This window comes from Desulfovibrio inopinatus DSM 10711 (genome assembly GCF_000429305.1).
Taxonomy (GTDB): Bacteria; Desulfobacterota; Desulfovibrionia; order Desulfovibrionales; family Desulfovibrionaceae; genus Alteridesulfovibrio; species Alteridesulfovibrio inopinatus.
The window spans coordinates 92,954-109,976 of the sequence record NZ_AUBP01000024.1 but is presented as its reverse complement, the minus strand read 5'-3'; the positions used below and the strand labels follow the sequence as shown (position 1 = coordinate 109,976).

The window sequence follows — 17,023 nt, the reverse complement described above, 5'->3', positions numbered from 1 at the left end:
CTCAGGCTATCCATTGCCTTTTCGCCCTGGCGGAAGTCCCGCGACGGCGAGCTTTGGCGCGTTGCACCGTATGATCGGAAAAGGTGAGACACAGGGCATCGGCCAGGTTGGGACTGGGCAGTCCTTCCTTCTTCATTTCATCCTTGGACCAGGCCTTGATTTTGCCCGAGACAGGCTCGATCTTGTATTTCTGGGTGGACAGTTCAGCGATGAGGTCTTGGGCGGCTCCGGCATCAGGTAGAATCCCGCCTAAATGTTCTACAAAGAACTCGCGGACACGCCACCAGAGTTCGTCACGCAGACGGTGAAATTTACGGCTAAAGGCCGAGGCTTCAGCCACGTTGACCTCGGCACAGGGAACTTTCAGGGCTTTGAGCCGATCATAGACTCCGGCCCCGATGCCGATGACATCGACACAAGCCACATCGAACTGCTTTTGCTTGTACAGCTCATGCACCTGGCCGGCCGTCTCCATGGTATCGAGGCCGTACCAGTCCTTGGCGTAGGTAATGAGATTGCCCTGACGGACGACCACGGCGCTTGCATCGTCGCCATACCGCGCCACGTCCACGCCGCATACGCGCAAGGTCTCGCTACTCTGCTTGATTTCACGGCCCACAGCCGCTTCCAAATCCCCCAGAGGAATAAGGGCATCAGCTGATGCCTTGGGAAACTCGCCCAGCACGCGAACTCGGTACACGTCCGAATCCTTGCCATATTTGCGTTCCATCGTGGCTGGGTAGGACGGATCGACATGCGGCGAATCGAGGCAGGACAAGTGAAATGTGCGCCACTCGGACCGCATCTTATGATGGGAATCGTAAAAATAGCCTTCAGTGCGCGTCGGGTTGCCGATCATGATGACGCGGGCACCGGGCGTGGACAACGCGCCTTCGGCGACCTCAAATATTTCTTGGGGTACGCCCGAGGCTTCTTCAACAACAAAGAGCAGATTCTCGGCGTGAAATCCCTGCAAGGCTTCAGGGCTTTCTTTCCGGGCGGTTCGAGCCACGGCGAACCGGTCTGAACCTTTCCCCGTGTAGACGATTCTGTCGGCACCGATCTGAATGAGCCTGCGCATGGCGGGCGGCATTTTGGCGTGCCACTTCTTGATCTCAGGCCAAAGGACGTCGAACAACTGATGCGCCGTCGGAGCCGTGCAGGGAATCCGACTATTGTCGTTGAAGGTAAGAAACCACAGCATGAGCCAGGCCAATGTGGTGGATTTGCCCGTTCCGTGCCCCGAACGCACCGAAACATGCGCACCGGGTTCGACAATGACGTCGAGAATCGCGGCCTGCTGCTCGGATGGTTCGGCACCGAAGAGAAGACGCACGAAATAGACAGGATCACGCGCCGCTCTGGTCATGGCTTCACGAACCGCGTGAGCTTTGGGGTTGCCTGTCATCACAGGCGATAAAGAGGGCGCACTGGCGCTATGCGGTTTCGTTTGCACGGTCGGCGATATCGTCGATGAATTTTTCGAGTTCGGCCTGTTTTTCGCTGGTACTCGTGTCGTCGAGGTTGAGGGCTTGGCGTTCGATCTTGACCAGGCGGTCAAGGCTCTGGACAAGGTTATTCAGGTTCTTGGTTTTGACGGACAGCCTGTCATTGGACACCTTCACCTCTTGAGCGAACTGCGAAACAAGGTCTTGCAGATCAGCCGCAACATGCTGATGTCGCTTGATGACCGACGCCGCGAAATCCGAAACTTCTTCAATTATTTCGCGTTCATGGGCCGCGTTCCAGGTGGAACGCTCCGTGGAACGCATGGAACTCTTAGTTTTGGCGGCCCGTCGGATGCTCTCGGAAACATCCCTCGTCCAACCGTACTTTTTCGCATGTCGGTTTATCGAAGCGTGCGTGGTTCCATGCTGAGAAGCGATCTCCCGCACGGACAAAAGCCCCGCTCGATACTCCCGCTCGATGCGCTCCCAGTCCGGCGCTTTCCTGGTCTTCTTCGCGTCCGCCATGACCTACCCCTTCCGTTGCCGCCGCAGTTCGTCTCGAATGTCGCGCAAAAGCGATTCAATGCCGTCCATGCGCGTTTCAAGTCGTTCCATTTTGAGCGCACCGCCCATGATCTGCTCGCCCTGGTGTTCCCAACGTTTCGAAGCCACTTCGAGCGACTCCACCCGATGCTCAAGCTCCAGGCCGAACGAAAGCATGGTGACAACGAGACCACCCATGGCGAGCAAGGAAGGAATATTGATCTTGAGGTCCAAACACAGGCCTCGCTTGCTGCTGGAATCGCACACTAGGGCCATGCTATCGGCTCCCCTGCTGTCGGTCGTCCTTGCGCCGACTCCCAACCGACGAGCCGAAAGCAAATGAAAACAACGAAACGATAAGATAGTTGACCGTTTCACTCGCCTTGTCCGGCAGGCTCGATCCCATGAGCGTCGCGCCGATCATGGTCAGAAACGCGGCACAGACCGTCAGACATACAGCCACGGCGACCAAGGAATAGAGGTTACGGTTGATCCATTCCATCACACTTTCCCTCTGCATGGCCGTTGTTTCCGTTTCATCACACAGACGTAACGGCCTTTGGGATCAATGATGAGATTGGAACAACCACGACACGTGAAATTCGGCACACAACTCATGGCTACAACCCCAAATACAGCATCAGATTGCGAACCCGGTTGAGCCAGCCCTTGATAAACGCCTCATCCTTCGGACGTCTCGCCCACAATCCGACGTAAAAGCCGGCTCTGGCCAAAGCCATATCGCGAGCAAGGACTTCAGGACCAATGCGGTCGGCAACAGCATGACAGGCGGCCTTGGTCTTGGGACCGACGTCGCCGTCGAGAACAAGATCAGCACCATGGACGTTGAGCACGGCCTGAAACAATTTGGCCGCAGAACCGGATGTAACGGAATGATCGAACAGGGCATCGCCGAGGATTTCGGGAAGATCACCGCAGCCTCGTGAGTCGTAATACTCGCGGCGGTAAATGGTCTCGGCGTCCTCGATAGTCAGATCGACAACCGGCTTATCGCCGATGCCGTCACCATTGAGATCCGCCATACGGTCCTTACGACCGTCGCGGGCGTCGGAAATGCCGAACTTGGTAATGCCGCCGGGATCAGACGGATGATCGGAAACACGATCACCACCTTCAGCCCTGAGGGTGAAAGGCAGGATGGTTTTGAGACTCATGCTCGCCTCCTAAGTTTGAGACGAGCATGAACGAGTTTTTAAAAGAGAATCAACCTAGATAGGCCTATCTGGCAAAAAAACAAAAATACGTCCTATTTATTGACAGAAACAGATTGAAAACTTATTAAAAACTTATGAATGAGATCGAATGGACCACGAAAGCACGTCGCCAATTTCGCCGGATTGATGCGACACAACGTAAAGCAATACTTGCCGCTATCGGGACACTGGCAAATTGGCCGGATTGCCACAACGTCAAGTCGCTCGTCGGAAGAAATGACTATCGCTTGCGTGTTGGACGCTACCGCGTACTCTTTACGATCTGCGAGGATAACGAAATTCGAATCATTTTCATTGAGGAGGTCAAAAAACGTGATGAACGAACATATTGAACACCAAGTTTTGCGGGGACCGAATGGAGAACCGCAGTTCGCCGTTATTCCGTGGGAAATATTTGTCGAACGGTTTGGGGCAGACCAAGACGAGAACGTCACCATCCCACATGGAGTCATTGTTATCGAAGAGGAACGTGATTGCTCTCTGGTACGAGCATGGCGTGAATACTTAGGATTAACTCAAGCCGACGTTGCCGAGCGGATGGAGATAACACAGTCAGCGTATGCGCAAATGGAATCGAAGGATGCCAATTTACGCCCTAAAACGCTCAAAAAAATTAGCGCAGCTATGGATGTCGACTGGCGTCAATTGCAGGACTAAAGCTTGCACCTGTTCTCCAAGGCCTGCCAACACCTTGCAATGATGCTTCAGTATACACGCTCTGAATCATCTCCACCGTACTGTAGGCATGGCCACAGGCGGAGCATCGACGCTTTCGACTTGCTCCATCGGTCTTTGTTGCGAACGATGCGGCTCCGCACAACGGACAGTCCCGCCCTGGAGATTCGACGGTGGCAATGACATGGTCGCAGGGTCCACATAGTCTAAACCGGATGTTCCCGGTCGTACTCAAACGCAACATCTTGGCTCCGCATTTCGGGCAATCCATGCTCAAAGCTCCGTATATTCCCATTGCTGTTTCTTCCACTGGGCAAAGAGGAACTTCCAGCCCCACGCCCGTACCAACCTTGCCGCCACCAGCCGCTTTATCCTGGCATCCTCCCGCTCATACGCGCCTTTGACTTCGATGATCCACGTCGCGCCTTCCCTGTCCGTCGCGACAAAATCCGGGGTGTACCAGCATCCGCAGTCGGCCAGCCTGATCTTGCAGGCTTCAAACCCGTAGCTCCGTATCAGGCCATCCCGCTTGCGAGGTTCCAGGTAGTCGCAGACGAAACGAGCCTCGGTGCCGTTCATTCTTTTTTCGCGCGGACCGTTGACCGTGCGGTGCGGCCGCAGGTTTGTTTTGCGAGTTATTTCCTTTTTGGAAACACGTGGCTCCCTGCCGGTTCGGAAGTATTCGCGGGCCTGTTCGGCGGTCCAGATTTCGGTCATGCGCTTCCTCCCACGCCTGCACACTGATCCCCCAAGGGCAATGTGCATACCCACTCCGCAACGGCGGCGGATCAGTCTCCGCATACTGACCCCAGTCCCATCGCCCCAGACACCAGCCCCAACGGCCGATACAGGGCAATGCGGGATTGATGTCACAGGGTTTCATTGCATCCGCCCTCGTTCCCGATCCAACGCGGCAATCCAATCCGGGCGTTCACCGCCATGCAACGCCCGCCGGATATCTCTTGCCCTGGCCGCATTACGCTTTGCCATGGCTTCGATCTTCTCCGGTGATTCTGGAAGTGGCACATGGGTGGTCTCGTATTTCGGCTGTGCGTGCTCATGAAACTCAAGCAACTCAGCTGGAGTCGGCCAGAACTTGCATCTCTTCCTGGCCAGAGCGCAGGCTCGTATCAAGGCATCGTCGTTGAGTTCAGCCAGATCTTCAACCCACAGTTCCACAAGGGCTTGGAGAGCTTCACTGCTACGCCGTTGGTAAACCAGGGAGAATTTCGCCAGTTCCCCTATGATCGCACTTTTGCTTGGCATGATTTTGACCTCGCATGTATTCCAGCGCGATGAGCGCTTGGTCTCGTTGTTCCGCGTCCTGACACTGCGCGTAGGTTTTCGGCACGGGACCGTCACGCGAATGTCCGCGTGACATGGCCGTGACATCGTGCGTGACGTGATCGTCCTCCACCGCTGCCGGAAGCTGGTCCTTCCAACGCCGCTTCCTGAGCCAGTTTGCCGGATCGGGAATGAATTGCCCGCCATTTTGCTGCCAACGGGCCGACTTGCCTTGAGCCAAAAGAGCGGTGTGAAGGGCACAAATCCCCGGATGCTGCCGTTTTTTCTTGAGTTCCAACCAGGCAATCCAGGCGTCGTCCTGGCTGGACTTGTTCGGGTACGCCTCCCAAAACTCCAAGAATTCCAGGCTGTAGCCCTCGATTCCGGGTGGTTCGCCCTCGGCTGGTGCTTCTGGCGATGTGGGGTTTTCGGCCTGGGAATCGGGTGGGTCAGCCTCGCGCGTGCGTGCGCGATATATATTTTTCTCTTCTTCTTGTTCTTTGTTCTTTGTTCTATGATTAGCCAAACCGTTCCCTAAACCGTTTGTGGAACCGTTACGTGAACCGTTCACGGAACCGTTTGCGGAACCGTTCACGTAACCCTCGACATACCCTTCCGGGAAGTGTTCACGAAACGGCCTAAGGGATTCAATTAACTCGTTTACGTAACCAAAAGTACGCGGCAGAAGTTCCAATTGCCTGGCGATGGATTTCCCGCAATTGGGATTGGGGATGGGGTTGTGTTTGAGGAAGTTCGGAATGAGAATCCAGTCCGTGTTCGGGCAACACAGGACAAATCCTTTGGACGACAGTTCCTCGAACCGTTTCGAAACGGTTCTCATGCCCCACCCGAGATCGGCGGCGGCATAGCCTTGCGGCAACCGGAAACAGCCGGACGGGGTTGTATGGGGACCGGTGAGAAGATACAAAAACAACAACCGTGCCTTGTCGGACAGTTCCATGACATCTTCTCTCAGCCAGAACTTACTATAAACAACGCCGTAATCACGCATAATAGACACCCTTGTGAGGCAGGTTCAGCGTTGAGCGGAACCATGTCTTGGGGGTTGGTGGAACCGTTTCGCAAACCGTTTCATGAACCGTTCAAATTGTCTGTGTTTCAAGGTTTGACAAAATGCCCACAATAAACTGTGCACCCTTTTGCGTGACAAGCGTCTGGGTACCGACCTTCATCTCGCCTTTAACCTCAAAGCGACGTTCGATAACCCGGAAAAGATGCCGTTCCAGATAAACTTGTTTGGGCTCATTGTTGGTCATGAGAACGCCTTTCTCGCGCAGAATGCGAAACAGGCGATTGCGACCGATACCGAAACGCTTGTGCAGGGATTTGGCGATTGAGCTGAAGGGCAGAGCATTGCCCGCGTTAAGCAACGCGTCGGCTGCTTCAGCCTTGGGGCGAAGGCGGTCGCGCTCGGCTTCCAGGGCTTGAGCCTGGGCTTCCAGAGCGAGGCGTTGTTCGCGTTCGGCTTTCAAATTCGTGGCAAGTCGAATGATCGTGTCGGGATCGGTCAAAACCTCTTCGATCCTGGCCGGGGTCAGGTAGGCACCATGTTTTCGTATCGACGGGACAACCTCGCCAGCCAACCACATTTGGTAGGAAAGGGCTTTGGGCTTGTCGCTTCTTCCGAGAAAGAAATACACGCCCTGTTCAGAAAGGACTGCCAGGTCTTGTTTTCCCCCAGGGGTCAGAACCGAATTGACCCCCTTCCACAGTTCGGGAACATGAGCCAGAGTTGCCGATCCAGCCCACTTGTACTCCAGGGCTTCTGCTATATCCTTGGCCACAAACCACGGCTCCCCTTTGATCATCGTGACACGGACAGACTTGAACTCTGGATGCTCGAATATGCTGATGTCAGTCATGATTGCCCTCCGACTTATCCCGCCGTTTCACCCACCACGTTTCGATCCCGATCACCACACAGGCCAGGACCAAACCAATCAACAGGCTCTCAATAACGGTCTCGATCATGGCGCTACCTCGTTGGTGAAAACCGCAACCTTGTCCGGGTCTTCCAACTGAAAATGCGGCCGCAGTTTCCGCATGATCTCACCCGCCCGCACCTGGATGGCGTGAACGTCGTCGTAGTAGGTTCGTGCGGATATCGCATCGAGGGGACGTCCCGAGTCCGTCCCGGCCTGCACCGCCACGGCCAACTGCCCCACCGCATGCATGAAAAGACACAGCTGCCGGTGCATGTCGGCCTGTGTCATTTCGGGTTGGGCATGTTCGCTGTCCGGAAGTTGGGCGGCGAGATGTTTCAGAAAGACCGTGCTGCCCGTTCTGGTGATGGAAACGATATCGATATAATGCGGCCGGCAATGGACCTTGTTCCGGTCGAGTTTATCGACCATCACCCTGTACGGCAGATCATGATCCTCGCAATAGTTGGTGAGTCCGCCGGACGACTTGAGTCCCCGTTTGAACAGGTCGCAGACATCGGCGATGGACATGAATTCGAATTCGTGCAGTTCCTCGCGCGGCAAGAAAATATCCATGCTCCAAACTCCTTGTGGGGTTTTCTGATTGCATGAAGACGTCGAACGAGGCATGCGTAAAACATGGACGTCCGCGCCTACCTCCGACACGGCTCAAAAGGCCCCTACCTTCGCATCCGGCTCTTGACCGGATCGTCAGTCACATTTCGAAATCTGCCCTTGCCCTCGTCCCTTGACCACGCGAGCGCCCATGCCCAGGCTTTGGCCTATGTGTTGAATCGGCATCCCGGAAAACGGGTTGTCATGCAGCTTTCACTTCCACTTTCAATAGGAGACCGGTTAAAAAATTGATTACCTTGAAATAAATCCCGCATCTCCGTACAGAGTAATGATCCATCACAACCATAAAGCCGTAAGGAGATGTGGAAATATTGGAAAAATATCAGACAGACCTCAACTTGGTGATCAGCAGCCAGGGGGACACGCTGCCATGTATCACTCTTCCCTTGGACGACCTCGCCAGTCTTGATGAAAGAGATGAATGGCCAGCAATCTACATTTTTGCATCCGTGAAACAACTTGGCGTCATTGAAGAAATACAAAAACATTACACATATGATGTTTCCGTCGTGTATATCGGACAAACCGACAACCTCAGAAGACGAATGCAACAACACAGCGGCCAAGAACACGACGGCGCAAAGTTGCCCTGCGCCCGAAAACATGGAGCAACCCATGTTTTGGTGCATTTTGTCGATGGCGTTCATGAGGATCGTCGCATTGCCTTCGAACAAGAGTTGATCAAGCGCTTTGCCCCTGTATGCAACGAGCAATACGCCGCCAATGCGCTTTCGGCATGGCTGTCCGCTCTTCGGAAGTAAACCTGACGGGATGCCTGGCCCAATCATTGTAAACTGCGGCAACGGTTGCGACATCGCCACGCCGAAACGCGGCCCGGCATGTCTCCCAATAAGAGCGCCCCTCGACGTCTTCAGGATCAACCTGGTCCAGATGCGACATGAAGTCTTCATCCATGTCTTGTTCTTCGAACTGCGGAACGTATGTCTTCAGTTCTGCAATAAACGCCTCTGCCCCTTGAGGAGGAACGATCAAAGAGGGGAAAGGAGCGTCCGAGCCTCCCCTGACCATGACGGGCTTGAGGAAATAGGCAAGTCCCTGAAGCCCCTCGCATTCGATTTCGTTTTGGGGGCTGAAGCGAATGCCGTCAGCGAGAGTAACAAAGTCAACGCCAACGATTGCACACAAGCGCGCAAGAGCTTTGTCTTCGTCGGAAGATATTGGCTGCAAAATAAGATCATCGTTGATCCAAGAAATTTTCATAACAACCTTCCTTTTACAAAGAGGGAGAGCTAAAAATGAGAGAAACCAGCCCGCAATACTGCGAACTCCAATTCAACGGACAGGAGACCGTCACCTTCGAGGTCTTCCCGCGTGATTTCGCTGTCGGCAACACCGAAGGTTTCGTTGACCTTCCCGCCTTGTATGTCTTTGCGGAACAGACCGGCTTGAGCGAGAGGACCGGCAAGCCAGCATTCCGCATCGTGAAGGCAGGCGAAACGGAAAATCTCAGACAATGCCTGAAAGAACACCAGGAGGAACAGGACGGCACCCATGTCCTGGTCTGCTGTGTGGAGCACCTGTCACGAGACGAACGGGTCGAGGTTATGAACAGGCTTGTCAAACGCCATTCCACGACCTGGGACGACTTCGTGGACAGACGGCCCGGTTGGTTCAAGACATAAGGCGCGATGAAGCAGCCCAAACCGCTGGAGTGTTCGTCACGCCGCGTCATCGGTCTGCCTCGGAGATGGGGCCGGACGCTTGTCGCCGTAGAGGTAGGGCCAGAGTTTTTCGATGGAGGAGGAATGGAGACCTTTCCTCGTTCCATTAAGAAGTCGCGCAATGCAGGCATGGTCAACACCAGACTCGCGAGCGAAGTTCCTGATCGACCAACCCGTTTCATGAAGAAGAGCTCTGATGTCTTTTGTGATATCCATGCCTAGATTGTATCCTACCGGAAACAACAGTCAAGAGATAAGAGCTTTATGGAAACTCGACCAAACAACTCGACATCGTTAAATGAAGGAATGGGAAACGATTATGAAAAGATTATAAATTTGCTTCGAAAAGAGGCAGAAAATGCAGGAAGCCTTGACAAGCTTGCATCAAGGCTGAAGACGACGCGATCAACGCTTTCTAAAATTTTTACAAAGGGGAGGCGTCCCAATGCTTCTGACTTTTTGGATTGGCTAGAAATCCTTGGCGGGAAAGTCGTTTTCCCTGAAGATATAAAAAATCAATCCCGCGAAGTCTGCTTTGTCGATGCCAAGATCGTTGGCGCTGAAAGCGGATACCCTCAGCCTCTCCCAGAACCTTATCTAGCCGTCCCCCTGGCAGACGGACCCGTTGCTGCCGGGCGCGGGATGGTTCCAAGTGATGGGATAAAGTCGTGGGTTCTGGTTTTCAGAAATCATCCGAGCGTTCGATTTAGATCGAACCTTGTGGCGGTCGAAATCGGCAAGGGGCAAGAGTCCATGATTCCATTGCTCCACCCGAACGATATCGTCCTTGTAGATAAAGATGACTTTCGCCCAGAGCCGAATGGCGGAATATTTCTTATCAGAGAGCCAGACGATTCAGTCTCGATCAAACGTGTGTTCGTCAAACGTAAAGACAGCGAGATCATGCTTAATTTTGTGAGTCAAAACCCAGACATACTCTCATATCCGCCATTATTATATGGTCTTAACGAGCATTACGGCGGCGACATCTCTCGTGCAATCATTGGTCGATGCGTGTGGGCTTGGTCGGATTTGACCAGAAAGTGACAAGATATTGACTCAGGGAAAACCTAAGTATTCTTACTTATCAATTCTGTACTAATTATGGATGTGTTTGACAAAGAGAAGCGCAGTAAGATTATGCGCAACATCAAAGGCAAGAACACATCCATTGAAATCAAACTAAGAAAGCTAATCTACTCTCTAGGCTATAGATACAGATTGCATTATGCATCCCTTCCTGGAAAACCTGACATTGTATTTCCAGGAAGAAAAAAAGTAATCTTCATCCATGGTTGTTTCTGGCACCAGCATACATGGTGCAAAAGAGGTTCAAAGCCGAAATCAAATCTTGAATATTGGCTTCCAAAGCTGAAAAAAAATGTTGAGAGAGACAAGAAAAAGCAAGAGGAAATCATGGCACTAGGATGGAATCCTCTTATTGTTTGGGAATGTGAGCTTAAAGCAAAAAATCGTGAAGCATTAATTGAGAAAATCACTTCTTTTTTAGAAGAGGAAGAGTAGATGCCTAATTTTGGAATGGCTGAACAATACGGCATACCATGCGAAGATTTGAGCGAAAATACCTGGAGGTTAAGAGCGAACAAACATTGTCCATTTGTGGATGCTCCTTGTAACAAGAAAGGTGGAGTATGCACTATTTCTGATGGATCTATATATGCGATTTGCTGTCCACGACGCTTCCGTGAGGACGGATTGATGTTTAAGGTTGTCTCAGAGTTAGCATTTGCCAAGAAAGGAGATATGTTTGCAATCGGAGAAGTTGCATTTCTTCAGCCAGTCAATAATTCTAGTGGGGCTGTAGGAAGTATCGATAATCTCATAGTTCTCAAAGATGAAGGGGAAATTGAAGATTGGTGCGGCATCGAGATCCAGGCAGTTTACTTTTCCGGTAGAAGCATGGGAGGGGAAATCAAGCATTTCGAGCAAAAACATGAGCTTCAAGCCCCTGCAAGCAGAAGACCTGATTTTAGGTCTTCTGCGACCAAACGTCTACTTCCTCAGCTTGAGATCAAAGTTCCTACATTGCGGCGGTGGGGGAAGAAAATGTTTGTAGTAGTAGATCAACCGTTCTTTGATTGGATGCCAGAAATGGAGCAAGCAGAACACATCTCTAATGCTGACATTTGTTGGATTGTTTTTGATCTTGACCGAAGTGTTTCTCCTTATAAACTTCGCTTAAGCAAAGCTGTAATGACAACGCTTGAAGATTCAAAAGAAGGTCTGATTGCAGGTGTTGCACCCACAAAACCTAGTTTTGAAGAAAAGATCGAAGAGAAAATGGCCCGAAATGAAGAAGTACTTTGGAGCACTACATAGCGCAAAGCTCCTGTTCCTCATCAAATCTCAACCAGGCTTTGATAAAACCATTTTCAGAGAAATAACTGGTTAGTGCCTTTCTGACTTCCTTTGCGACTGCATTTGCAAGTGGCGGTGGTACTGCATTTCCAACTTGGCGGCCTTGAGCTGTCTTCGAACCACAAAAAATCCAAGAGTCAGGAAAGCCTTGAATCCTTGCTGATTCCCTCACAGTAAGCTGGCGGGGAAGTTTATAATGGATAGGCGGGTGAAAGCCAGCGAGGTGGTCATCATTCGGCCCGTAACCTCCGCCTGCTCGTATTGTAGAACTAGGCCTGTCTGCGTAAAGTCTTGCTCTTCGATAATTAGGGTCAGATTCGCCTTCTTTCAACTTTTTCCAACGAGCAACAACATGAGGAGCATGTTTATTAGGCTCGTGATTTGGAGCTCTTTTCGTTTTCAACAAGTCTTCTATTGCTTCCCTTACAGTGACTTCTCTTTTTACAGTAGGACTTGGAAGTTTGATTTCAAATCCAAGGCCTCCAACCAAAACAAGCCTTCTTCTGTTTTGAGGTACGCCAAAATCAGATGCATTTAAAATGCTGTAATTAACACGGTAGCCATGAGCCTCAAAGGATTTTACCATTTCCTCGAAATGATGCTTATTCTTTGCATTCAACATCCCAGGCACATTTTCAAGCACAATGAAAAGAGGTTTTGTTTCCTCAACAATTCTAAAATAATGCTTCCAAAGGTTATTGCGTGGATCGTTTGGATTTCCTTTTCCCGCTGTGCTGAAGCCTTGACAGGGAGGTCCGCCGATTACCCCATGTACATTTCCTGTACAGCAGAAGTCTTCGATGACCCCTTCAAAAACAGGCCACTCGGGACGATTATGACGAATGGTCTTGCAAGACTCAGAGTCGTAGTCCACACAGACAAGCGGATCAAACCCATGGGCTTCAAATCCAAGGTCAAGGCCGCCTCCCCCTGTAAAAAGAGATATGATTTTGAAGTTCATCAATGCTTCCCTTTGAGTGGTATCGGTAGCCGAAGCTGTAATTCTTCCGATTCATACCGAGAAAGAAAATCGGCTATAGCATGCCGGGCAAGCCAAGCAACTGAGATGTCGTACTTTTCAGCAATGGCCGTCATCTCAGAATAGGTCTTGTCAGGCAGGCTTACTGAAATCCTTGGAGATTTGCCGCCCTTTGTCACCCTTCCCTCCCTTGTTTAGACTTTTTTAAAATATTTTTGCAAGAGATGCAATATGCCGCACTATGCATCAGAATGACTCATTTTGCTTCAAGGCAAAAAGAAACCACTCCCACCCCACCCGGCTTCGGTCGGGATTTTTTCTTGCTGACTACGTTCCTTCTGGAAACATTTTGTGTTGATTTTTGTTTCCATAAGGATACACTACTTTCAACAACACGACAAAACCACTTCCACCCCACCCGCACAGTAAAGCCACGGCTCAAACAGCGGTCAAGGCTGGAGTGGTCCCGAGACCAAGCCAAGCGACTCGAATTGCTACGCCGGTACGGGCCGAACCCAAACCTCCTCGGGGAGGCGAGACAGTAGGCAACCTTGGCCGGATATGCGCCGGGAAGCAACGCGAAGTGAAGGGGAAAAGGGAGGTCAAAACAAGGAGAATCTTATGGAAAAAACATTGTTTTGGCTTGATGCAGTCGAGATTGCAGTGGTCTGCGTTCTCTCACCATGCATGGCCTGGATCATGTTGAAATTACTGGGAGGGATAACATGAGATTTTGTGAGCAATGCGAATACTTCCAAAGGGCAGGAGTTGGGAACCCTGGTCACTGCGACGCGCTAAGCGAAGAAGTCATCAAATTATCCGGCATGCATGGACGCGTCGAGGTGGATGGACATACCGAGGCCAGTGACTGCTCTTTCTACGAGGGCCCAACGTGGATGGAAAGTATCGGGGAAATGAACGGGGTACGGGCTGGAGTGGATTATCCCGCCACAATGGGGCGGCCATGCCGACCATAATTTTCAAAATTGATCTGCGCCATCTGCTCAACTGGGAAAAAGAGCAAGCCGTGCCCTCGCACGACACGGCTTGCAGCCCAAGCACAAAGCCAGAGCGACGTGGACTTGATGAAAATTACCAAGATCAACACAGCTGTCAACTCATAAGAGCTGACGAGGTCAGCAACCTCAACCCGGAGGAATAACATGAATCCCATCCGCCTCAGAGCGTCGAGCCTGAAGGAACTCATGGATTGCCCCGCACGGTGGGAAGCCAAAAATATAAAGGGGTTGAGAACTCCCTCCGGTCCCAACGCGGTACTCGGCAAAGCGGTTCATGCCTCCACCGCCGTCTTCGATCAAAGCCGCATGGATGGAGCCGGTCTCACACCCGACGATGCCGCCGGCGCTCTGGTCGATGAGGTCTACAAACCAAAAGAGGATGTCGTCTGGGACGACTCCAGCCCCAAAGAAGTTGAGAACATCGGTCTTGCCTTGCATTCGCTGTACTGCACCACGGTCTCACCAAATTTTGAATACGCCGGGGTTGAAATCCTCTGCACAGGGCTTGAAATCACGGACCTTGGACTCCTGCTCACCGGCACGACCGACCGAGTTGTTTTCTCCGGCGTCGGCCACGGCATCGCCGACGTGAAGACGGGAAAAAACGTTGTCGGCAAGGATAGGACGATAAAAACGCAAGGCTACGGTCTGCAAATTGCGATTTACGAACTGCTCGCCCAGGCCGCCATGGGCGTTCCCATCACCGAACCGGGAACCATTATTGGTCTCCAGGCCGCCAAGACGGATCGAGGACGCCGGGCAGGAGTCACCGCCGTCCACGGCACACGCGACATTTTGCTTGGCGACGAAGACCATCCCGGCGTGCTGCATCATGCTTCGCGCATCCTGCACGGCGGATATTTCCACGGCAACCCGAGCAGCATGATGTGTGGTCCGAAATACTGCCCGATCCACCAGTCTTGCCGGTATCGGGCCTGATCAGCAGACAAAAAGGAGAACAGATATGACCGCCAAAGCCACGGTTCACGAATTGAAGAGCAATCCACCGACACCGATGCCGTCGGCATCCACGAACCAGCCCGCCATAAGTATCGGATTCGGAGATTTGCGGGCATTCGAATTCACACAACGCGTTGCCAGAATTTTCGCCGAGTCCAGCCTCGTTCCTAAGGAGTTTGTCGGCAACCTCGCCAACTGCGCCATTGCCCTCAACATGGCCTCCCGCATGGGAGCCGACCCCATCATGATCATGCAGAACCTTTATATCGTGCATGGTCGCCCGTCCTGGTCCGCCCAGTTCATCATCGCCATGATCAACAATTGTGGCCGCTTCAGTCCCCTGCGCTTCGATATCTCCGAAGACAAGGAAGAGCGCGTCATCGACTCGGTGAAGATCAAAAACAAGGTCTGCATCGCCTGGTCCGAGGATCGGGAGACCGGTTTGCGCCTGGAGTCGGCCCCCGTGTCCCTGGAAATGGCCATCAAGGAAGGTTGGTACACCAAAAACGGCTCGAAGTGGCGCACCATGCCCGATGTCATGCTCCGTTACCGTTCCGCCGCGTTCTTCGGTCGCGTGTATTGCCCCGATATTCTCATGGGCATCAAAACGACGGATGAAGTCCACGACACCTACGACCTCATACCGGCCGAGGATGGAAGCTATTCCATGACGGTCGCCGAGGCACGGCCGGAAAGCGCAAGCGAAGCGCCGAAGGAAACGCCGGCCAAGGTCGTGAATCAGGAGTCCACCCAACAGGAGGCCGCCCAGGATGAAACTGAAGCCCAGCACGCCGAAGCGAAGCCGGACGAAAAAGACGAAGACGACGAAACCGGTCCCGAAAAGAAAAAGACGCGCCTCACAAAGGAGGAACGGGAACAGCGTCGTTTTGAAGCGATACATGCTGTGGAAGCGGCCGGACTTGATCTTGCCGAGGTCGAAATCGATTTAAACGCCTTTGCCTCCAACTGGAACAGCGCCCAATGCGAACGCGCCTTCCGCATGGCCGAGGAAGCTGCAGCCAAGCAGAAGGCGGAAAGGCAAGAGCAAGGCGTCATCTTCTGCCCCAAGATCGAGGCCGATGTCATCTCGGAGAAATGCCCATCCTGCCCTGAATACGGGAAATGCCCGAGTACGGAGACGGATCAAGGATAGGGAAAAAGGAGACGAGAAATGAGCATACAACTTGATTTTCAAAGTCTGGGAAATGATGGGCTGGCTGAAATTGTCAATCGAGAACTGGAAAGGGTTTTCGCAAACATTCAAGACCCGAACACGGACCACAAAAAGAAGCGTGAGGTGCAGATCAAAGTCAGCTTCAGCCCAAATAAAGAACGCAATTTCATAGGCATCTCCTATGCCACCGTTACCAAGCTGGCCCCGGTTGCCCCGGTTGAAATCTCGGGCATGGCCGATGGGAACACCATTTACATTCCCGAGATCGGCTTTCGACCGAATCAACACGAACTTCCATTGAATGTCTCTGAACTCAAACAACAGAAAGGATAAATAAATCATGGAAGGATTGAACAAAGCCCTTGAGTATGTGTCTGGTCTCAAAGATCAAATTTACTCTCGTTCTGAAGTCGAAATCGATGGAAGAAAATACAGTCGCAGTCCTCTTCATTCGGTTTTTGAACCGAACTTTCCTACGTTATACCTGACGACACTGACCGGCCTCAAAGATTACATCGCGGAAGATGTCGATGGTCTCAACCCAACGATAAGCGCAATTCTCAGAATTTCCGGCCCGACACGTGTTGAACTGCTTTCTCCACCTTTTGGAGCGTTCAAACAACGCGAAGTATTCGCAGAAGCAAATCCTCTCCTTCCTGGGTTCCCTTTTGATGCGTTTATGGACCACGAGCAATTCGTCATTGGACTACACTCCATGTTCGTCGAAAGCAACGACCGGGATGAACTGCTGAAAGCGGTTGCCGCTATCAAGATCGATTCCGGCGCGTCCGTCGTCGATGATGGACTCTCTCAAAAAGTCACGGTTGAATCCGGCGCACGATTGGTAGACCGACGTGAACTCAAGCCTCGCGTCACGCTACGTCCATATTGCACATTCCAGGAGATCGAACAGCCCGAACGTCAGTTCCTGTTTCGTTTGAATAAAGACGGAGAACCTGGCCTCTTCGTCGCCGACGGCGAAGCCTGGAGAAACAAGGTCATGGCCGACATCAAACAATGGTTGAAAGAGGCTCTGCCTGGCATGAAGGTTATAGCGTAATCCCAT

Annotated in this window: 29 protein-coding genes; 15 read left to right on the top strand and 14 right to left on the bottom strand. The window is 52.2% G+C overall.

Translation table 11 applies throughout. From position 1 onward, the window contains the following. Position 1 precedes the first annotated feature (1 nt). From G451_RS29595 to G451_RS29585, 5 genes are all read right to left on the bottom strand, one after another. Positions 2 to 1,456, bottom strand: a complete 1,455-nt coding sequence (locus G451_RS29595) for a hypothetical protein (protein ID WP_156921656.1) — start codon at positions 1,454 to 1,456, stop codon at positions 2 to 4. Next, complete coding sequence (locus G451_RS32880) at positions 1,437 to 1,973, bottom strand: hypothetical protein (RefSeq protein WP_051261526.1); 537 nt, start codon at positions 1,971 to 1,973, stop codon at positions 1,437 to 1,439. The genes G451_RS29595 and G451_RS32880 overlap by 20 nt, the downstream gene beginning before the upstream one ends. A 3-nt stretch (positions 1,974 to 1,976) precedes the next feature. Then, a complete protein-coding gene (locus tag G451_RS0114415) occupies positions 1,977 to 2,267 on the bottom strand; it encodes a hypothetical protein (RefSeq protein ID WP_027184808.1) in 291 nt (96 codons plus the stop codon). Position 2,268: 1 nt separating this feature from the next. Next, complete coding sequence (locus tag G451_RS0114410) at positions 2,269 to 2,511, bottom strand: hypothetical protein (RefSeq protein WP_156921654.1); 243 nt, start codon at positions 2,509 to 2,511, stop codon at positions 2,269 to 2,271. 100 nt (positions 2,512 to 2,611) lie between these two features. Continuing rightward, a complete protein-coding gene (locus G451_RS29585) occupies positions 2,612 to 3,166 on the bottom strand; it encodes a glycoside hydrolase family 108 protein (RefSeq protein ID WP_051261525.1) in 555 nt (184 codons plus the stop codon). A 134-nt stretch (positions 3,167 to 3,300) separates the two neighbouring features. On the opposite strand from G451_RS29585, the gene G451_RS0114400 reads away from it, so the two are divergent. Together G451_RS0114400 and G451_RS0114395 are read left to right on the top strand one after the other, a co-directional pair. Beyond that, positions 3,301 to 3,558, top strand: coding sequence for a type II toxin-antitoxin system RelE family toxin (locus tag G451_RS0114400; RefSeq protein ID WP_027184806.1), 258 nt, complete (start codon positions 3,301 to 3,303; stop codon positions 3,556 to 3,558). Continuing rightward, positions 3,542 to 3,883, top strand: a complete 342-nt coding sequence (locus G451_RS0114395) for a helix-turn-helix domain-containing protein (protein WP_027184805.1) — start codon at positions 3,542 to 3,544, stop codon at positions 3,881 to 3,883. The genes G451_RS0114400 and G451_RS0114395 overlap by 17 nt, the downstream gene beginning before the upstream one ends. On the opposite strand, the gene G451_RS34160 is transcribed toward G451_RS0114395, so the two are convergent. The 6 genes from G451_RS34160 to G451_RS0114365 form a co-directional block, all read right to left on the bottom strand. Continuing rightward, the gene (locus G451_RS34160; RefSeq protein WP_156921653.1) at positions 3,849 to 4,172 is read right to left on the bottom strand and encodes a hypothetical protein; all 324 of its coding nucleotides are present in this window, start codon (positions 4,170 to 4,172) and stop codon (positions 3,849 to 3,851) included. The two genes, G451_RS0114395 and G451_RS34160, sit on opposite strands and share 35 nt — an antisense overlap. 2 nt (positions 4,173 to 4,174) lie before the next feature. Continuing rightward, positions 4,175 to 4,618 carry a hypothetical protein gene (locus tag G451_RS32875; RefSeq protein ID WP_156921651.1) on the bottom strand — a complete coding sequence of 148 codons (444 nt, stop codon included), beginning with the start codon at positions 4,616 to 4,618 and terminating at the stop codon, positions 4,175 to 4,177. A gap of 162 nt (positions 4,619 to 4,780) precedes the next feature. After that, complete coding sequence (locus G451_RS0114385; RefSeq protein WP_156921649.1) at positions 4,781 to 5,167, bottom strand: hypothetical protein; 387 nt, start codon at positions 5,165 to 5,167, stop codon at positions 4,781 to 4,783. Continuing rightward, entirely contained in the window at positions 5,103 to 6,197 is a 1,095-nt protein-coding gene (locus G451_RS32870; RefSeq protein WP_051261523.1) for a hypothetical protein, read from the bottom strand. Before G451_RS32870 ends, G451_RS0114385 begins: the two co-directional genes overlap by 65 nt. A 91-nt stretch (positions 6,198 to 6,288) precedes the next feature. Continuing rightward, on the bottom strand, positions 6,289 to 7,068 hold the full coding sequence (locus G451_RS34575) for a phage antirepressor KilAC domain-containing protein (protein WP_051261522.1): 780 nt from the start codon (positions 7,066 to 7,068) through the stop codon (positions 6,289 to 6,291). A gap of 105 nt (positions 7,069 to 7,173) precedes the next feature. Beyond that, positions 7,174 to 7,704: a hypothetical protein gene (locus tag G451_RS0114365; RefSeq protein WP_027184803.1), complete on the bottom strand. Its 531-nt coding sequence runs from the start codon at positions 7,702 to 7,704 to the stop codon at positions 7,174 to 7,176. A 63-nt stretch (positions 7,705 to 7,767) separates the two neighbouring features. Between G451_RS0114365 and G451_RS34800 the strand changes: the two genes are divergently transcribed. Continuing rightward, positions 7,768 to 7,995, top strand: a complete 228-nt coding sequence (locus G451_RS34800; protein ID WP_084448589.1) for a hypothetical protein — start codon at positions 7,768 to 7,770, stop codon at positions 7,993 to 7,995. A 71-nt stretch (positions 7,996 to 8,066) separates the two neighbouring features. Beyond that, positions 8,067 to 8,525, top strand: a complete 459-nt coding sequence (locus tag G451_RS33680) for a GIY-YIG nuclease family protein (RefSeq protein WP_084448588.1) — start codon at positions 8,067 to 8,069, stop codon at positions 8,523 to 8,525. Here G451_RS33680 and G451_RS0114355 read toward each other — a convergent pair. Next, positions 8,446 to 8,985 carry a hypothetical protein gene (locus G451_RS0114355; RefSeq protein WP_027184801.1) on the bottom strand — a complete coding sequence of 180 codons (540 nt, stop codon included), beginning with the start codon at positions 8,983 to 8,985 and terminating at the stop codon, positions 8,446 to 8,448. The two genes, G451_RS33680 and G451_RS0114355, sit on opposite strands and share 80 nt — an antisense overlap. 35 nt (positions 8,986 to 9,020) lie before the next feature. On the opposite strand from G451_RS0114355, the gene G451_RS0114350 reads away from it, so the two are divergent. From G451_RS0114350 to G451_RS29565, 5 genes are read left to right on the top strand one after another with little or no spacing between them, the layout of a single operon-like run. After that, positions 9,021 to 9,407 carry a hypothetical protein gene (locus G451_RS0114350; protein WP_027184800.1) on the top strand — a complete coding sequence of 129 codons (387 nt, stop codon included), beginning with the start codon at positions 9,021 to 9,023 and terminating at the stop codon, positions 9,405 to 9,407. Between the two features lie 6 nt (positions 9,408 to 9,413). After that, entirely contained in the window at positions 9,414 to 9,668 is a 255-nt protein-coding gene (locus G451_RS34155) for a hypothetical protein (RefSeq protein WP_156921647.1), read from the top strand. A gap of 42 nt (positions 9,669 to 9,710) precedes the next feature. Beyond that, the gene (locus tag G451_RS0114340; protein ID WP_084448587.1) at positions 9,711 to 10,493 is read left to right on the top strand and encodes a S24 family peptidase; all 783 of its coding nucleotides are present in this window, start codon (positions 9,711 to 9,713) and stop codon (positions 10,491 to 10,493) included. Between the two features lie 57 nt (positions 10,494 to 10,550). Further along, positions 10,551 to 10,970, top strand: coding sequence for a very short patch repair endonuclease (locus G451_RS0114335; protein ID WP_034642348.1), 420 nt, complete (start codon positions 10,551 to 10,553; stop codon positions 10,968 to 10,970). Further along, complete coding sequence (locus tag G451_RS29565) at positions 10,971 to 11,786, top strand: NotI family restriction endonuclease (protein ID WP_051261521.1); 816 nt, start codon at positions 10,971 to 10,973, stop codon at positions 11,784 to 11,786. Here the strand turns inward: G451_RS29565 and G451_RS0114325 are convergent. Beyond that, positions 11,779 to 12,786, bottom strand: a complete 1,008-nt coding sequence (locus G451_RS0114325; protein WP_027184797.1) for a DNA cytosine methyltransferase — start codon at positions 12,784 to 12,786, stop codon at positions 11,779 to 11,781. The two genes, G451_RS29565 and G451_RS0114325, sit on opposite strands and share 8 nt — an antisense overlap. Beyond that, positions 12,786 to 12,983, bottom strand: a complete 198-nt coding sequence (locus tag G451_RS0114320; RefSeq protein WP_027184796.1) for a ribbon-helix-helix domain-containing protein — start codon at positions 12,981 to 12,983, stop codon at positions 12,786 to 12,788. Before G451_RS0114320 ends, G451_RS0114325 begins: the two co-directional genes overlap by 1 nt. A gap of 546 nt (positions 12,984 to 13,529) precedes the next feature. On the opposite strand from G451_RS0114320, the gene G451_RS29560 reads away from it, so the two are divergent. From G451_RS29560 to G451_RS29540, 6 genes are read left to right on the top strand one after another with little or no spacing between them, the layout of a single operon-like run. Then, positions 13,530 to 13,781: a hypothetical protein gene (locus tag G451_RS29560; RefSeq protein ID WP_034642346.1), complete on the top strand. Its 252-nt coding sequence runs from the start codon at positions 13,530 to 13,532 to the stop codon at positions 13,779 to 13,781. Further along, a complete protein-coding gene (locus G451_RS29555) occupies positions 13,769 to 13,966 on the top strand; it encodes a hypothetical protein (RefSeq protein WP_034642344.1) in 198 nt (65 codons plus the stop codon). Before G451_RS29560 ends, G451_RS29555 begins: the two co-directional genes overlap by 13 nt. 1 nt (position 13,967) lies before the next feature. After that, positions 13,968 to 14,762: a RecB family exonuclease gene (locus tag G451_RS0114305; protein WP_027184794.1), complete on the top strand. Its 795-nt coding sequence runs from the start codon at positions 13,968 to 13,970 to the stop codon at positions 14,760 to 14,762. Between the two features lie 25 nt (positions 14,763 to 14,787). Continuing rightward, positions 14,788 to 15,936, top strand: a complete 1,149-nt coding sequence (locus G451_RS29550) for a recombinase family protein (RefSeq protein WP_051261520.1) — start codon at positions 14,788 to 14,790, stop codon at positions 15,934 to 15,936. An 18-nt stretch (positions 15,937 to 15,954) separates the two neighbouring features. After that, complete coding sequence (locus tag G451_RS32865; RefSeq protein WP_051261519.1) at positions 15,955 to 16,290, top strand: hypothetical protein; 336 nt, start codon at positions 15,955 to 15,957, stop codon at positions 16,288 to 16,290. Positions 16,291 to 16,297: 7 nt separating this feature from the next. After that, on the top strand, positions 16,298 to 17,017 hold the full coding sequence (locus G451_RS29540) for a hypothetical protein (RefSeq protein ID WP_051261518.1): 720 nt from the start codon (positions 16,298 to 16,300) through the stop codon (positions 17,015 to 17,017). The last annotated feature ends 6 nt before the right edge of the window (positions 17,018 to 17,023 follow it).

Excerpts from the sequence above, each read along its gene's own strand:
- G451_RS32880 (WP_051261526.1), bottom strand. The coding sequence starts at position 1,973 with ATGGCGGACGCGAAGAAGACCAGGAAAGCGCCGGACTGGGAGCGCATC.
- G451_RS0114415 (WP_027184808.1), bottom strand. The coding sequence starts at position 2,267 with ATGGCCCTAGTGTGCGATTCCAGCAGCAAGCGAGGCCTGTGTTTGGAC.
- G451_RS0114410 (WP_156921654.1), bottom strand. The coding sequence starts at position 2,511 with ATGCAGAGGGAAAGTGTGATGGAATGGATCAACCGTAACCTCTATTCC.
- G451_RS29585 (WP_051261525.1), bottom strand. The coding sequence starts at position 3,166 with ATGAGTCTCAAAACCATCCTGCCTTTCACCCTCAGGGCTGAAGGTGGT.
- G451_RS0114400 (WP_027184806.1), top strand. The coding sequence starts at position 3,301 with ATGAATGAGATCGAATGGACCACGAAAGCACGTCGCCAATTTCGCCGG.
- G451_RS0114395 (WP_027184805.1), top strand. The coding sequence starts at position 3,542 with ATGAACGAACATATTGAACACCAAGTTTTGCGGGGACCGAATGGAGAA.
- G451_RS34160 (WP_156921653.1), bottom strand. The coding sequence starts at position 4,172 with ATGGATTGCCCGAAATGCGGAGCCAAGATGTTGCGTTTGAGTACGACC.
- G451_RS32875 (WP_156921651.1), bottom strand. The coding sequence starts at position 4,618 with ATGACCGAAATCTGGACCGCCGAACAGGCCCGCGAATACTTCCGAACC.
- G451_RS0114385 (WP_156921649.1), bottom strand. The coding sequence starts at position 5,167 with ATGCCAAGCAAAAGTGCGATCATAGGGGAACTGGCGAAATTCTCCCTG.
- G451_RS32870 (WP_051261523.1), bottom strand. The coding sequence starts at position 6,197 with ATGCGTGATTACGGCGTTGTTTATAGTAAGTTCTGGCTGAGAGAAGAT.
- G451_RS34575 (WP_051261522.1), bottom strand. The coding sequence starts at position 7,068 with ATGACTGACATCAGCATATTCGAGCATCCAGAGTTCAAGTCTGTCCGT.
- G451_RS0114365 (WP_027184803.1), bottom strand. The coding sequence starts at position 7,704 with ATGGATATTTTCTTGCCGCGCGAGGAACTGCACGAATTCGAATTCATG.
- G451_RS34800 (WP_084448589.1), top strand. The coding sequence starts at position 7,768 with ATGGACGTCCGCGCCTACCTCCGACACGGCTCAAAAGGCCCCTACCTT.
- G451_RS0114355 (WP_027184801.1), bottom strand. The coding sequence starts at position 8,985 with ATGAAAATTTCTTGGATCAACGATGATCTTATTTTGCAGCCAATATCT.
- G451_RS0114350 (WP_027184800.1), top strand. The coding sequence starts at position 9,021 with ATGAGAGAAACCAGCCCGCAATACTGCGAACTCCAATTCAACGGACAG.
- G451_RS34155 (WP_156921647.1), top strand. The coding sequence starts at position 9,414 with ATGAAGCAGCCCAAACCGCTGGAGTGTTCGTCACGCCGCGTCATCGGT.
- G451_RS0114340 (WP_084448587.1), top strand. The coding sequence starts at position 9,711 with ATGGAAACTCGACCAAACAACTCGACATCGTTAAATGAAGGAATGGGA.
- G451_RS0114335 (WP_034642348.1), top strand. The coding sequence starts at position 10,551 with ATGGATGTGTTTGACAAAGAGAAGCGCAGTAAGATTATGCGCAACATC.
- G451_RS29565 (WP_051261521.1), top strand. The coding sequence starts at position 10,971 with ATGCCTAATTTTGGAATGGCTGAACAATACGGCATACCATGCGAAGAT.
- G451_RS0114325 (WP_027184797.1), bottom strand. The coding sequence starts at position 12,786 with ATGAACTTCAAAATCATATCTCTTTTTACAGGGGGAGGCGGCCTTGAC.
- G451_RS29560 (WP_034642346.1), top strand. The coding sequence starts at position 13,530 with ATGAGATTTTGTGAGCAATGCGAATACTTCCAAAGGGCAGGAGTTGGG.
- G451_RS29555 (WP_034642344.1), top strand. The coding sequence starts at position 13,769 with ATGCCGACCATAATTTTCAAAATTGATCTGCGCCATCTGCTCAACTGG.
- G451_RS0114305 (WP_027184794.1), top strand. The coding sequence starts at position 13,968 with ATGAATCCCATCCGCCTCAGAGCGTCGAGCCTGAAGGAACTCATGGAT.
- G451_RS29550 (WP_051261520.1), top strand. The coding sequence starts at position 14,788 with ATGACCGCCAAAGCCACGGTTCACGAATTGAAGAGCAATCCACCGACA.
- G451_RS32865 (WP_051261519.1), top strand. The coding sequence starts at position 15,955 with ATGAGCATACAACTTGATTTTCAAAGTCTGGGAAATGATGGGCTGGCT.
- G451_RS29540 (WP_051261518.1), top strand. The coding sequence starts at position 16,298 with ATGGAAGGATTGAACAAAGCCCTTGAGTATGTGTCTGGTCTCAAAGAT.